Genomic DNA, 12,899 nt, shown 5'->3' with positions numbered 1-12,899 from the left:
TCTCAGCTCTCCGTTCCCGTGCCCGTGCCCGTGCCCTCGGCCGGAGCGGCAGCGGCGGGGGCCTCGGCCTTGGGAGCCTCGGCGGCCGGCGCGCCCTGCTGCTGCGGCCTGCGTCCGCGGCCACCGCGCTCGCCACGACCACGGGCGGGGCGGTCGCCGCCACCGGCGCCACCGCGCGCGGGACGGTTGCCCGCCCGGGCGGCCGCGTTCTCGGCGCGGACCTCGGCGATGTTCTTCACGTCGCCCTTGTAGATCCAGACCTTCACGCCGATGCGACCGAAGGTGGTGCGGGCCTCGAAGAAGCCGTAGTCCACGTTGGCGCGCAGCGTGTGCAGCGGAACCCGGCCCTCGCGGTAGAACTCGGAGCGGGACATCTCGGCGCCGCCGAGACGGCCGCCGCACTGGATCTTGATGCCCTTGGCCCCGGCCTTCATCGTGCTCTGCATCGACTTGCGCATGGCACGGCGGAAGGAGACGCGGGACGAGAGCTGCTCGGCGACCGCCTGGGCCACGAGCTGGGCGTCCAGCTCGGGGTTCTTGACCTCGAGGATGTTGAACTGGATCTGCTTGCCGGTCAGCTTCTCCAGGTTCCCCCGGAGCCGGTCGGCCTCCGCGCCGCGGCGGCCGATGACGATGCCCGGCCGGGCGGTGTGGACGTCGACGCGGACGCGGTCACGGGTGCGCTCGATCTCCACCTTGGAGATGCCGGCGCGCTCCATGCCCTGCGTGAGCATGCGGCGAATGGCGACGTCTTCCTTGACGTAGTCCTTGTACAGCTTGTCGGCGTACCAGCGCGACTTGAAGTCGGTCGTGACGCCGAGACGGAACCCGTGCGGGTTTACCTTCTGGCCCATTACCGGGTCCCTTCCTTGCTGCTGACGACCACCGTGATGTGGCTGGTCCGCTTACGGATCCGGTAGGCGCGGCCCTGGGCACGCGGCCGGAACCGCTTCAGGGTCGGGCCCTCGTCGACGTACGCCTCCTTGATGTAGAGGGTGTCGACGTCCGTGTGGTTGTAGTTGTGCGCGGCGTTGGCGATGGCGCTGTCGAGCACCTTCCCCACCGGAACGCTGGCGGCCTGCGGGGCGAAGCGCAGGACCGCCTGAGCCTCCGTGGCGTCCAGGCCACGGATGAGGTCCACCACACGGCGGGCCTTCATGGGCGTGACGCGGATGTACCGCGCGATAGCCCTGGCTTCCATGGTTGCCCCTTCAGTGTCGGTCATGATCTGCACACCCCCGCTCAGCGCCGACGCGACTTGCGGTCGTCCTTCACGTGGCCACGGAAGGTACGAGTCGGCGCGAACTCGCCGAGCTTGTGGCCGACCATCGACTCGTTGATGAACACCGGGACATGCTTACGGCCGTCGTGCACCGCGATGGTGTGGCCCAGCATCGCCGGGACGATCATCGAGCGGCGCGACCAGGTCTTGATGACGTTCTTGGTACCGGCTTCGTTCTGAGCGTCCACCTTCTTGATCAGGTGGTCGTCGACGAAGGGCCCCTTCTTCAGACTGCGTGGCATCGCAACCTGCTCCTAGCGCTTCTTGTTCGTCTTGCGGCGGCGGACGATGTACTTGTTGCTGGCCTTCTTCGGCGAGCGCGTACGGCCTTCCTTCTTTCCCCAGGGCGAGACCGGGTGGCGGCCACCCGAGGTCCGGCCCTCACCACCACCGTGCGGGTGGTCGACGGGGTTCATCACGACGCCGCGGACGCTCGGCCGGACGCCCTTCCAGCGCATCCGGCCGGCCTTGCCCCAGTTGATGTTCGACTGCTCGGCGTTGCCGACCTCGCCGATGGTGGCGCGGCAGCGGACGTCGACCAGCCGGATCTCACCGGACGGCATGCGCAGGTGGGCCATGCGGCCCTCCTTGGCCAGGAGCTGCACCGAGGCACCGGCGGAGCGGGCGAACTTCGCGCCGCCGCCGGGCTGGAGCTCGATGGCGTGGATGACGGTACCCACCGGGATGTTGCGCAGCGGCAGGTTGTTGCCCGGCTTGATGTCGGCGCCCGGCCCGTTCTCCACGCGGTCGCCCTGCTTGAGGGTGGCCGGCGCGATGATGTAACGCTTCTCGCCGTCCGCGTAGTGGAGCAGCGCGATGCGAGCGGTGCGGTTCGGGTCGTACTCGATGTGCGCGACCTTGGCCGGCACACCGTCCTTGTCGTGCCGGCGGAAGTCGATCAGACGGTAGGCACGCTTGTGGCCACCACCCTGGTGACGCACGGCCACACGACCGGCGTTGTCCCGGCCACCCTTGCTGTGCAGGGGGCGGACCAGCGACTTCTCCGGCGTGGACCGCGTGACCTCGACGAAGTCGGCGACGCTGGCACCACGACGGCCCGGAGTCGTCGGCTTGTACTTGCGGATTCCCATTTCTTAGTCCTCGTCCGGTATCGGACGGACCGGTTCCTCCTAGGAGGCGACCGGACCGCCGAAGATGTCGATGCTGTCGCCCTCGGCGAGGGTCACGATGGCGCGCTTGGTGCTGGCACGCCTGCCGTAGCCGGTGCGGGTGCGCTTGCGCTTGCCCTGCCGGTTGATGGTGTGGACCGAGGTGACCTTGACCGAGAAGACCGCCTGGACGGCCTGCTTGATCTGGGTCTTGTTGGCACGCGGGTCGACGATGAACGTGTACTTGTTCTCGTCGAGGAGCGCGTAACTCTTCTCGGACACCACAGGCTTGATCAGGATGTCGTGCGGGTCCGGGAAGTGCTTGCTGGAGATGTCGGCGACAGTCGCGTCGGTCATCAGGCGTCACTCCCTTCGGGCTGCTTGTCGAGCGCGGTCTTCGCGGCGGCGGGGCCGGCGACGAAGCGGTCGAAGGCGGCCTTGGTGAACACGACGTCGTCGGAGTCCATCACGTCGTAGGTGTTGAGCTGACCCGGGTCGAGCAGGTGGACCTGGGGCAGGTTCCGGGCGGAGAGCCAGGCGGTCTCGTCGGAGCGCTCGACGACCAGCAGGACCTTCTTCCGGTCGCTGATCTTGCCGAGCAGGGTCCGCGCGGACTTGGTCGAGACCTCGCCGTCCACCACGCCGGTGACGATGTGGATGCGGTCGTGCCGGGCCCGGTCGGTGAGGGCACCGCGCAGCGCGGCGGCCTTCATCTTCTTCGGGGTCCGCTGCGTGTAGTCACGCGGCACGGGACCGTGGACGACGCCACCGCCGGCGAACTGCGGGGCGCGGACGGAGCCCTGACGGGCGCGGCCGGTGCCCTTCTGGCGGTACGGCTTCTTGCCACCGCCGCGGACCTCGCCACGGGTCTTGGTCTTGTGCGTGCCCTGGCGGGCGGCGGCGAGCTGCGCGACGACGACCTGGTGGATCAGCGGAATGCTGACCTTGGCGTCGAAGATCTCCGCGGGGAGCTCGACGGTCCCGGTCTTCTCGCCGGCGGGCGAAAGGATGTCAACGGTGCTCATGATTAACTCAGGCCCCCTTGGCCGCGGTGCGGACCAGGACGAGGCCGCCGTTGGGGCCGGGCACCGCGCCCTTGATGAGCAGCAGGCCCTTCTCCGCGTCAACGGCGTGGACGGTCAGGTTCTGGGTGGTGACGCGCTCGTTGCCCATCCGGCCGGCCATGCGCAGGCCCTTGAACACGCGGCCCGGGGTGGCGCAGCCGCCGATGGAGCCGGGCGAGCGGTGCTTGCGCTGGGTGCCGTGCGAGGCACCGAGGCCGCCGAATCCGTGGCGCTTCATGACACCGGCGGTGCCCTTGCCCTTGCTGGTGCCGGTCACGTCGACCCGGACGCCGGACTCGAACACCTCGGCGGTGATCTCCTGGCCGAGGGTGTACTCGGCGGCGTCCCCGGTGCGGATCTCCACCAGGTGGCGGCGGGGGGTGACGTCGGCCTTGGCGAAGTGGCCCTTGAGGGGCTTGTTCACCTTGCGCGGGTCGATCTCACCGAACGCGATCTGGACGGACTCGTAGCCGTCCCTGTCGTTGGTGCGCACCTGGGTGACGACACAGGGCCCGGCCTTGACCACGGTCACCGGGACGACGCGGTTGTTGTCGTCCCAGACCTGGGTCATGCCGAGCTTCTCGCCCAGGACGCCCTTGATCTGCTTGGTCATCTCTCTTCCGCGCCTCTCAGAGCTTGATCTCGATGTCGACGCCGGCCGGCAGGTCCAGGCGCATCAGCGAGTCAACGGTCTTGGGGGTCGGGTCAAGGATGTCGATCAGGCGCTTGTGGGTGCGCATCTCGAAGTGCTCGCGCGAATCCTTGTACTTGTGCGGCGACTTGATGACGCAGTACACGTTCTTCTCAGTGGGCAGCGGCACCGGGCCCGCGACCGACGCACCCGTGCGGGTCACCGTCTCGACGATCTTCTTCGCCGAGTTGTCGATGACCTCGTGGTCGTAGGCCTTGAGCCGGATGCGGATCTTCTGTCCCGCCATGGCTACTTTGTAGTCCTGTCTCTTCGTCAACGCTCTGGAACCCGGGGCCGCACCTCCCCTCGCTCCGACCCACGCGGTCGGGTGTGTCGCACTCGCTCCCAGATTTCGCCGCAGGGGGTTTCCTCTGCGAGGAGTGGGGGGAGAACTTCCACCGGGCGCCTGGCTGATGCGTCGCCCACGCTTCCCGGAAGATCCCGGTATTTCCGCGCCTACCCCTCTGTTTCAGGGCAAATATGACACGACGAATACAGTGGGACTCGCTTCCAGTCCTCCCGGCGGGAGGCGCGCGGCATCGACTCTCAACCGAGCAACCTGGTCAGTGTGCCATATGCCGCACTGTGCTTTCCAATCGAGCCCGGGGCGACGGCGCCCGGCCACCGGGTGGGGTGCCGGGGTGCGGGCGGCCCGGTCCCGGGCCTCAGCCCGGGAGGTGCAGGCGCAGCACCGCGCGCTCGGACCACTCGGGCGGGCGGCCCAGCAGCGAGACGCCCACCATCACCGCGAACGCCAGCGGAACGGTCCACGCGGCCGGCTGGGCGAGCAGCACCACCAGCCAGCCCGGCCCCGGGTCGGTGAGGACCGAGGCCAGCGCCGAGCCGGTCGCCGCGCAGACACCGGCCGCCAGGCCCGCCGCCGCGCCGGCCCGGGTCAGCCCGCGCCACCAGATGCCGAGCACGAGCAGCGGGCAGAACGTCGAGGCGGCCACCGCGAACGCCCAGCCCACCGCCACGTTGATGTCCACGCTGCGCGCGGGCAGGGACAGCAGGACGGCCACCAGCGCGCCAGCCGCCACGGCCAGCCGCAGCCGGGGCACGCTGGCCCGGGAGAGGTCGTGGGACAGGCCGCCGGCCAGCGCCATCAGCAGCCCGGACGAGGTGGACAGGAACGCCGCGAACGCGCCCGCCGCGACGATCGCGGTCAGCACCGATCCCCAGCCGCCGGGCACGATCTCCCCCGGCAGCACGACGGTCACCGTGTCCGTGTCGCCGCCGGTCACCAGCCCCGGGGTGAAGACCCGGCCCAGCAGCCCGTAGACGGCCGGAAAGAGATAAAAGACACCGAGCAGCACGATGACGCCCACCGCGACCCGCCGCGCCACCCACGCCGTCGCGCTGGTGTGGAAGCGCATGATCACGTGCGGCAGGCCCACGGCGCCCAGGGTCGTGGCCAGCAGCACCGACCAGGTCGCCAGCAGCGGCTGGCCGGAGCCCTCCAGGTCCAGCAGCGGCCGGCTCCACTCGCTGACGTCCATCCGCAGCGCCTCGTCGCGCGCGTCGTCCCCGGCGTGCACGACCAGGAAGATCGCGGGCACCGCTATGAACAGCAGCTTCACCACATAGTGGAAGCCCTGCACATACGTCGCCGAACGCATGCCGCCCGCCGCGATCGACGCGCTCACCACGACGCCGGCCAGCACGACGCCCACCCAGTACGGGGTGCCGCTCACCAGGTGCAGCACCATGCCCGCGCCCTTGAACTGCGGCACGAGGTACAGCCACATGATCACCAGCACGATGACCGCGCACAGCTTGCGGATCGTCTCCGAGCCCAGGCGGTAGTCCGCGAAGTCGGGCACGGTGTACGCGCCCGACCGCCGCATCGGGCCCGCGACCAGCGCGGCGACCGCGACGTAGCCGGCGGTGAAGCCGACCGCGTACCACAGCGTGCCGATGCCGTTCTTCAGCATCAGCCCGGCCAGGCCGAGCACCGAGGCGGCCGAGACGTACTCGCCGGCGATGGCCATCGCGTTCCAGCCGGGGGCCACCCGGCGGGAGGCGACGAGGAAGTCGGGCGTCGTGGAGCGCGTGGCGCGCACCCCGTAGATGCCGATGGCCATGCTCGCCGCGAACAGCAGCCCGATCGCGAGCAGTGCGGTCATCCGCCCTCGATCCGTTCCGCCCGGCGGACGTGCAGCACGGCGATGACCAGCAGCAACGGGTAGCTGGCGGCCATCAGCAGCAGCCAGGACACGGGGAAGCCGGCGACGGTGACCCGGCCGAGGACGGGCAGCCCGCCCAGCAGCCCGCTCAGCCCGAACAGCAGCAGCCCGAGCAGGCACAGCGTGCGCACCGCGAGCCGCCGCTGCCGGACGAACAGCGCCCGCGCCCGGGCCAGCGCCTCCGCGTCGTCCGAGCCGGGCACGGGGAGCGGCACCAGGTGCTGGGCGGGGCGGTGCCGGCGCGAGAGGGCGATGCGGGTCTGCGGGCTGGTGACCCGCACCCGGCGTGACGCGCTCACGACGTTCCCGCTCTCAACGGGCCTCGTCCCGGACGGCGGCCAGCAGCCGTTCCTTCAGGGCGCGGGCGTGCCGCCTGCTGACGGGGACGTCGCCGGCGGGGGTGCAGGCCAGCAGCCCGGAGGAGCTGGTCACGCGCAGATCGGTGACCCAGCGGATGGCGACGAGGTAGCCGCGGTGGGCGCGGACGAAGCCGGCCGGGGCCCAGACCTCCTCCAGATAGGTCAGGGAGAGGCGGATGAGGTGGGAGTCCTCGGCGGTGTGCAGCCGCACGTAGTCGCCGTGCGCCTCGGCGAACTGGATGTCGTCGCGGTGGACGAACAGCGTGTGCCGGCCGGTCTCGATCTGAACCACGGCCAGCTCGTCGGCGCCGGCCGGGCGCGGGGTCGCGGGCGGCGGCCGGCGCAGCGCGGCGACGCGGGAGACGGCCTCGGCCAGCCGCTCGGGGCGGATGGGCTTGAGCAGGTAGTCGGCGGCGCCGATGCCGAACGCCTCGACGGCGTGGTGCTCGGATGCGGTGACGAAGACGATGGCCGGCGCCGCGGACAGCATGCTGAGGAGGCGGGCGACCTCCATGCCGTCCAGGCCGGGCATGGAGATGTCCAGGAAGACGGCGTCATAGCTCTCGGTGCCGAGCAGCCGGACGGCCGATTCGCCGCCGTCGGCCTCGCTGACCTCGACGACCTCCGGGCTGGCGGCCAGCATGGCGGCCAGCTCCTGCCGTGTGGACGCCTCGTCCTCCACGACCAGAGCCCGCAGCCGCGTCTGTATTGTCATGTCGCGACCACTCCCGCTCCGCGCCGAGCCCGGCGGTAGGTCCGGAGACGCGACGAATCTAACGCATGCCCAAATGGCCTAGCAAGGCCGATGCGGTCCTGTTGAACCGGGGCACACGCACGATGACCTTGGTCCCGCTCCCGGGGGCCGTCTCGATCACCAGCCCGTACTCGGGCCCGTACACGGCGCGCAGCCGCTGGTCGACGTTGGCGAGCCCGACGCTGCGGCGGGCGCCGTCCGGGGAGACGCCCCCGGCGCGCTTGTCGTCGCGGCGTTCCTTGCCCGCGAGGATGGCCTGGGCGAACTCCGGGTCCATGCCGACGCCGTCGTCCTCGATCTCGATCACGCACAGCGGCCCCTCGCCGAAGCCCCGGACGCTGATGGCGCCGGGGCCGGGCTTGGGCTCCAGACCGTGCCGGACGGCGTTCTCCACGATGGGCTGGATGACCAGGAACGGGATGGCGACCGGCAGGATCTCCGGCGCCATGCGCACGGAGAGCTCCATGCGGTCGTCGAAGCGGGCGCGCTGGAGCTCCAGGTAGGTCTGGATGGCCTGGAGTTCGTCGGCGACGGTCGCGTAGTCGCCGCGGGCGGCGAAGCTGTAGCGCAGATAGTCGGCGAAGTCGTTGAGCAGGGTGCGCGCCCGGTCGGGGTCGGTGCGGATGCGCGCGCCGATGACGGCGAGCGCGTTGTGCAGGAAGTGCGGGGAGATCTGGGCGCGCAGCGTGCGCAGGTCGGCCTGGGCGATGCGGCTGCGCGCGCGGCGCAGCGCGGCGTGGTCGAGGGAACGGGCCACCAGCGTCGCCACCGCGGCGATGTCGGGCCCCGCGCCGCCGCGGACGGCCAGCGCGCCGGACAGCTCGCCCGCGACGATCAGCGGCTCGGCGGTCCAGGGCGGCCGGTGCGCGGGGTTGGCGTGTTCGTACGTCTGCGCCAGCAGCTCGGCGAGCGGGGCGGCGTCCGGCTCGGGGCCGGCCACCGCCACGGGCCCGTCGAGGTCCGCGAGCACGACGGTGTCGGCGGCCAGCAGCCGCCGCAGCCGCCGCGCGGCCTGGACGGCGCCCCGGCCGCCGAGCCCGTCCCGCAGATCGGCGTCCACGGCCTGCACGACGCCGAGCACCCGCACGGTGGCACCCTCGCCGGCCCGCTTGCGACGCATCCGCTGGAGCATGGCCGCACGCTAGCCCAGGGACGTGGCTGAGAGTAGTGCTCGGTCAGGCGGAGGCCTCGCCGCGTTCGCGATCCGCCTCCTCGCGGCGCTGTTCTTCCTCCACCTCCTCCAGCGGCGGATGGATCTGCATCGGGCCGTACGGGTCGGTGTCGGTGGCGCGCGGCGGCTCGGGGCCGTCGGGGCCGATGCGCATCAGGCGCTCGACGCGGATGATGCGGAACCGCCGCCCGAGGACGCTCAGTTCGTCGCCGGGCGGGCCGGCCCGGTACTGCTCGGCGGCGCGGGCGTACGCCTCCGCGTCCGCGGGGCTGACGCCCTGCTCCAGCTTCGGCAGGAACTCGGACAGATAGTTGTAGAGGGTGCGGCGGGCCTCCTGCGGGGTGGCCTGGAGGGAGGCCATCGGCTCCCAGGAGGCGGTCTTGCGCTCCGCGAACGTGAACGTGGCCGGCAGCAGCACCAGGCCGGGGTGGGTGCTCAGCGCGCGGCGGGAGTCCTCGCGGACGTCGGCGGGGATGCGGGCCGCCTCGTAGTGCAGGAGCAACAATTCCATCCGCTGGATGGACTCCATGATCCCGGTGGGGCTGGCGTGGTCGATGACGAATCCCCGGGTGCGGCTTCTGCGCTCCGGGCGCTGGCGGCGCTCGCCGATGTCGCGCCCGGGATCGTCCGGGTCGGTGGGGCGGGGCCCCTCCAGGCCGTCCGGCCCGATGCGGGCGAACTCGTCGCCGCGCACGATCCGGTACCGGGTGTCGCCGACGCGCACCTCGTTGACCGGGGCGCTCTCCAACTCGGCGACGGCCGCGAGCAGTTGGTCGCGCAGCGGGTCGCCGGGGCGCGTCTCGTCCTTGGCCTTGAACCACAGGTACGAGTTGAGGCCGTCGCGCGAGTGCTGGGCGAATCCGTCCGCGACGTCGTTGAGCAGCCGCCACGCGGGGCCGTCCTCCGGACGCTGCTCCGCGAACCCGAAGACCGGGCCGCGGATCACGATGTGCGGATAGCGTTCGGCGGCGATGATCGTGTCCTGCTCGGTGACCTCGGAGACCGGATCGTCCCGGTGGGTCACCCGGAAAGTCAGATGGCGCGGTGGGCTCTTCCGGTGATCCTTCATGCGCTCAGTGTTACGCCAACAGCCCATCGCGGTCAGTCGATTACACAAAGTCCCCCCGTTGGAGGGGCTAACTTGCCCCCGCATTCACGTCTTCACGCCGCCTTTCACCACGAGAAGAGGTGCCCCCCGAGAAGAGGTGAAAGGCGGCGTGCTTCCGACCGTTACTTGACGAGCATGTGCTCCGGTCCCCCGGGCGCCGGGGCGGCCGCGCGGGCCGTCTCCTCGCCGTGGCTGACGTGCGGCAGCCAGCGGAGCCACCGCGGGAGGTACCAGTTCCGCTCGCCGAGCAGCGCCATGACGGAGGGCAGCAGCACCATCCGCACCAGGGTGGCGTCCACCAGGACCGCCACCGCGAGGCCGACGCCCATCTGCTGCATGTCCTGCATCTGGAGCAGCGCGAAGACCGAGAAGACCGCGATCATGATCGCCGCGGCGCCGGTCACCGAGCCGGCCGTGGCGCGGATGCCCTCGGCGATGGCGTCCCGCGTGGTCAGCCCCCGGTCGTGGGCCTCGCGGATCCGGGAGACGACGAACACGTGGTAGTCCATCGACAGGCCGAAGAGGATGACCAGCACGAACATCGGCATCCACGCCTCGATCGCGCCCGCCGGCTCCATGCCGAGCAGCTCGGCGCCCCAGCCGTGCTGGAAGACGGCCGTCATCGTGCCGTAGGCGGCGCCCACCGACAGCAGGTTGAGCAGGATCGACGCGACGGCGATCGGCAGGGAGCGGAAGCAGAGCAGCATCAGCAGGAACGTCACGGCGGCGATGAAGAGGAACACCGGCAGGATGCCCGCGCCGAGCTGGTCGGTGAAGTCGACGGACTCGGCGAGGTCGCCGCCGACGTACGCCTCGCGCGCCACCGGTTCCAGCGTCTGGGGAACGAGCACCTCGCGCAGCGTCTCCAGCGCCCGCTTCGAGGTGGCGTCCGCCCCGTTCCCGGCCAGCGGCACCTCGATCCGCGCCACGCCCTGCTCCGGGTGCTGCTCCACGACGATCGGCTCGCCGAACTCGCCCCAGGCGGACGCCTGTTGCTCGAAGTCGGCGAGCGCCGCGCGGAACTCGGGGTCGTTCACGTCGGCGGCGACCACCACCTCGGCCGGGGCCGGGCCGCCGGGGAAGCTGCCGGTGATCTCCCGGAACGCCACGGTCAGCGCCGCCTCGGAACCGAACTGCTTCTCCATGCCGAGCTGTTCGGTCTTCATGCCGAGCGCGGGGGCGCACAGCGCGAGCAGCACCCCGCCCGCCGCGACCGCGAAGAACCTCGGCCGGGCCAGCACCGGCCGCAGCAGCGAGCCGGAGATTCCGCCGGCGGCGTGCGATCCCTTGCGGCCCCGGCGGTTCAGCAGCGGCACCCGGCCCGCGTTCGCCCGGTCGCCCAGCCAGGACAGCGCAGCGGGCAGCACCGTGACGGAGCCCAGCATCGCCATCAGCACGACCAGGATGGTGGCGACGGCGAAGCCCTGGAACAGCAGCAGTCCGGAGAGGAACATGCCGGACATCGCGAGCATGACCGTGATCCCGGAGATCAGCACCGCCCGGCCGCTGGTCGCCGCGGCGATCCGCAGCGCGGTCTCGGCGTCCCGGCCGGCGGCCCGCTCGTCGCGTTCGCGCCGCAGGTAGAACAGGCAGTAGTCGACGCCCACGGCCAGGCCCACCAGGAACATCACCGAGTTGGTGCTCTCGAAGATCGGCACCTGGTGCGAGGCGAGGGCCAGCAGCCCGAACGTGCCCACGCACGCCGTCAGCGCGAGGAAGACCGGCAGCAGCGCGGCGACCAGCGCGCCGAAGACGATGAGCAGGATGCCCAGCGCCAGCGGCACCGCCGTGAACTCGGCTGTGCGCAGGTCGTCGGTCAGCATGTCGGAGAGCATCGCCTCGGCACTGCCGTCGCCGAACTCGTACAGCTCGATGCCGGCCTCCGCGTACGCGGCCCGCGTCTCCGCCACCGCGTCCAGCACGGGGCCCACGCGGTCTCCGGCGGTGTCCGGGTCACCCGCCAGCTCGAAGGAGATCAGGCCCTCCCGGCCGCTGTCCGAGCGCACCGGCTCCCCCAGGTCACCGACCTCGCCGGTCTCCGCCAGCCTCGCCGACAGCGACTCGGCCGCCGCCGCCCAGCCGTCGGGCTCGGGGCTGCGGACCATCACCATCTCGGCGGCGGGCGTGGTCAGGTCCGCGTCCTCCAGGATCCGGGCGGCCTCGGCCGAGTCGCCGGTCCCGCCCTCGGAGTCGGACATCTCCTGGGCGCCCGCCATGCCCCCGACGGTCGCGGCGATCATCACGAACAGCAGCCAGCCGAGGATGGCCGTCTTGCGGTGCCGGGTGCTCCAGCCGCCGAGCCGCGCGGCGAGCCCCGGCCGGGGCCCGTTCAGTGCCTTGGTCATGCCCTCGACGTTAGAAGTCGACGGCCTCGCGCCCCAGCCGCTTCACCCCCCACCGCGGCGGGCACCGGGCCCACCGCGGGGGTGCACTCAAGTGCACCGGGGGCGGGGGGCCCGGTACCCGCGGGGTGCCTGGCGGTCAGTAGCCCACGGTGAAGCGCTGGCCGATGTGCCGCGGCTGTTCGATCTCGTCGACGAGCGCGACCGCGTAGTCCTCGGTGGAGATCCGGCTGTCGCCCGAGTCGTCCACCACCAGCTCGTCGTCGCCGGTGCGGTAGGTGCCGGTGCGCCGGCCCGGCTCGATCCGGGCGGCGGGGCTCATGTTCGTCCAGCGCACGTCGCCGGCCTCGCCGCGCAGATAGTCGAGCGCGTCGCCGTGGGCGTGCATGATCTGGAGGACCTCCTCCGGCAGCCCGGGCGCGTCCCAGACCCGCTTGCCGTCCGGCATCCGCAACGAGCCCGCGCCGCCGACCATGATCAGCCGGGGGGCGGCGGCGCCCAGCGCGTGCAGCCCGGCGACCAGCGACTCGGCGGACGGCCGGATCAGCGCGAGATGCCCCGGGCCGGTCCCGCCTCCCACGGCGCTGACCAGCACGTCCTGGCCGGTGGCGACCGCGCTGACACTGGCCGGGTCCAGCACGTCGCCGGTGACGACCGACAGGTTCTCATGTGTTCTGCTGATGGACGAGGCGTCACGGACCACGGCGGTGACCGTGTGCCCCCGGTCCAGGGCCTCGCTCACGACGCGGTGGCCGATGGCGCCGTTCGCCCCGAAGATCGCGATCCTGGCCATTGCTGTCCCCTTTTGCATGATTGCGGCTCCGTTCTCGACC

15 protein-coding genes are annotated in these 12,899 nt (G+C 71.5%); all 15 read right to left on the bottom strand.

Annotated elements, in window-relative coordinates; translation table 11 throughout:
• Positions 1-2: 2 nt before the first annotated feature.
• The gene (gene rpsC / locus RM590_RS26420; protein WP_311707223.1) at positions 3-854 is read right to left on the bottom strand and encodes a 30S ribosomal protein S3; all 852 of its coding nucleotides are present in this window, start codon (positions 852-854) and stop codon (positions 3-5) included.
• Positions 854-1,201, bottom strand: coding sequence for a 50S ribosomal protein L22 (gene rplV, locus RM590_RS26415; protein WP_311707222.1), 348 nt, complete (start codon positions 1,199-1,201; stop codon positions 854-856). Before rplV ends, rpsC begins: the two co-directional genes overlap by 1 nt.
• A gap of 41 nt (positions 1,202-1,242) precedes the next feature.
• Positions 1,243-1,524 carry a 30S ribosomal protein S19 gene (gene rpsS / locus RM590_RS26410; protein WP_086158595.1) on the bottom strand — a complete coding sequence of 94 codons (282 nt, stop codon included), beginning with the start codon at positions 1,522-1,524 and terminating at the stop codon, positions 1,243-1,245.
• A 12-nt stretch (positions 1,525-1,536) separates the two neighbouring features.
• On the bottom strand, positions 1,537-2,373 hold the full coding sequence (gene rplB / locus RM590_RS26405; RefSeq protein WP_311707221.1) for a 50S ribosomal protein L2: 837 nt from the start codon (positions 2,371-2,373) through the stop codon (positions 1,537-1,539).
• Positions 2,374-2,412: 39 nt separating this feature from the next.
• Complete coding sequence (rplW, locus tag RM590_RS26400) at positions 2,413-2,748, bottom strand: 50S ribosomal protein L23 (RefSeq protein WP_311707220.1); 336 nt, start codon at positions 2,746-2,748, stop codon at positions 2,413-2,415.
• On the bottom strand, positions 2,748-3,416 hold the full coding sequence (gene rplD, locus RM590_RS26395) for a 50S ribosomal protein L4 (protein ID WP_311707219.1): 669 nt from the start codon (positions 3,414-3,416) through the stop codon (positions 2,748-2,750). Before rplD ends, rplW begins: the two co-directional genes overlap by 1 nt.
• 7 nt (positions 3,417-3,423) lie before the next feature.
• Positions 3,424-4,068: a 50S ribosomal protein L3 gene (gene rplC / locus RM590_RS26390; protein WP_311707218.1), complete on the bottom strand. Its 645-nt coding sequence runs from the start codon at positions 4,066-4,068 to the stop codon at positions 3,424-3,426.
• A 16-nt stretch (positions 4,069-4,084) separates the two neighbouring features.
• Entirely contained in the window at positions 4,085-4,393 is a 309-nt protein-coding gene (rpsJ, locus tag RM590_RS26385) for a 30S ribosomal protein S10 (RefSeq protein ID WP_016473429.1), read from the bottom strand.
• A 418-nt stretch (positions 4,394-4,811) separates the two neighbouring features.
• Positions 4,812-6,272 (bottom strand): sodium/solute symporter, encoded by a 1,461-nt coding sequence (locus RM590_RS26380; protein WP_311707217.1) that lies wholly within the window; start codon positions 6,270-6,272, stop codon positions 4,812-4,814.
• Positions 6,269-6,631 carry a hypothetical protein gene (locus RM590_RS26375; RefSeq protein WP_311707216.1) on the bottom strand — a complete coding sequence of 121 codons (363 nt, stop codon included), beginning with the start codon at positions 6,629-6,631 and terminating at the stop codon, positions 6,269-6,271. Before RM590_RS26375 ends, RM590_RS26380 begins: the two co-directional genes overlap by 4 nt.
• Positions 6,632-6,644: 13 nt before the next feature.
• Positions 6,645-7,406 (bottom strand): LytR/AlgR family response regulator transcription factor, encoded by a 762-nt coding sequence (locus tag RM590_RS26370; protein ID WP_311707215.1) that lies wholly within the window; start codon positions 7,404-7,406, stop codon positions 6,645-6,647.
• Positions 7,407-7,464: 58 nt separating this feature from the next.
• Positions 7,465-8,577, bottom strand: a complete 1,113-nt coding sequence (locus tag RM590_RS26365; protein ID WP_311707214.1) for a sensor histidine kinase — start codon at positions 8,575-8,577, stop codon at positions 7,465-7,467.
• 43 nt (positions 8,578-8,620) lie between these two features.
• Positions 8,621-9,685 (bottom strand): DUF5954 family protein, encoded by a 1,065-nt coding sequence (locus RM590_RS26360; RefSeq protein ID WP_311707213.1) that lies wholly within the window; start codon positions 9,683-9,685, stop codon positions 8,621-8,623.
• A 161-nt stretch (positions 9,686-9,846) separates the two neighbouring features.
• On the bottom strand, positions 9,847-12,069 hold the full coding sequence (locus tag RM590_RS26355; protein WP_311707212.1) for an MMPL family transporter: 2,223 nt from the start codon (positions 12,067-12,069) through the stop codon (positions 9,847-9,849).
• Positions 12,070-12,205: 136 nt separating this feature from the next.
• Positions 12,206-12,859: an NAD(P)-dependent oxidoreductase gene (locus RM590_RS26350; RefSeq protein WP_311707211.1), complete on the bottom strand. Its 654-nt coding sequence runs from the start codon at positions 12,857-12,859 to the stop codon at positions 12,206-12,208.
• Positions 12,860-12,899 lie beyond the last annotated feature (40 nt).

Origin of the sequence: Streptomyces litchfieldiae, assembly GCF_031845365.1 — a bacterium.
Lineage (GTDB): Bacteria > Actinomycetota > Actinomycetes > Streptomycetales > Streptomycetaceae > Streptomyces > Streptomyces litchfieldiae.
This window is presented reverse-complemented; position numbering and strand designations above follow the sequence as displayed.

Excerpts from the sequence above, each read along its gene's own strand:
- RM590_RS26350 (WP_311707211.1), bottom strand. The coding sequence starts at position 12,859 with ATGGCCAGGATCGCGATCTTCGGGGCGAACGGCGCCATCGGCCACCGC.
- rplD (WP_311707219.1), bottom strand. The coding sequence starts at position 3,416 with ATGAGCACCGTTGACATCCTTTCGCCCGCCGGCGAGAAGACCGGGACC.
- rpsS (WP_086158595.1), bottom strand. The coding sequence starts at position 1,524 with ATGCCACGCAGTCTGAAGAAGGGGCCCTTCGTCGACGACCACCTGATC.
- RM590_RS26355 (WP_311707212.1), bottom strand. The coding sequence starts at position 12,069 with ATGACCAAGGCACTGAACGGGCCCCGGCCGGGGCTCGCCGCGCGGCTC.
- rpsC (WP_311707223.1), bottom strand. The coding sequence starts at position 854 with ATGGGCCAGAAGGTAAACCCGCACGGGTTCCGTCTCGGCGTCACGACC.
- RM590_RS26380 (WP_311707217.1), bottom strand. The coding sequence starts at position 6,272 with ATGACCGCACTGCTCGCGATCGGGCTGCTGTTCGCGGCGAGCATGGCC.
- rplV (WP_311707222.1), bottom strand. The coding sequence starts at position 1,201 with ATGGAAGCCAGGGCTATCGCGCGGTACATCCGCGTCACGCCCATGAAG.
- rplC (WP_311707218.1), bottom strand. The coding sequence starts at position 4,068 with ATGACCAAGCAGATCAAGGGCGTCCTGGGCGAGAAGCTCGGCATGACC.
- rplB (WP_311707221.1), bottom strand. The coding sequence starts at position 2,373 with ATGGGAATCCGCAAGTACAAGCCGACGACTCCGGGCCGTCGTGGTGCC.
- rplW (WP_311707220.1), bottom strand. The coding sequence starts at position 2,748 with ATGACCGACGCGACTGTCGCCGACATCTCCAGCAAGCACTTCCCGGAC.
- rpsJ (WP_016473429.1), bottom strand. The coding sequence starts at position 4,393 with ATGGCGGGACAGAAGATCCGCATCCGGCTCAAGGCCTACGACCACGAG.
- RM590_RS26360 (WP_311707213.1), bottom strand. The coding sequence starts at position 9,685 with ATGAAGGATCACCGGAAGAGCCCACCGCGCCATCTGACTTTCCGGGTG.
- RM590_RS26370 (WP_311707215.1), bottom strand. The coding sequence starts at position 7,406 with ATGACAATACAGACGCGGCTGCGGGCTCTGGTCGTGGAGGACGAGGCG.
- RM590_RS26365 (WP_311707214.1), bottom strand. The coding sequence starts at position 8,577 with ATGCTCCAGCGGATGCGTCGCAAGCGGGCCGGCGAGGGTGCCACCGTG.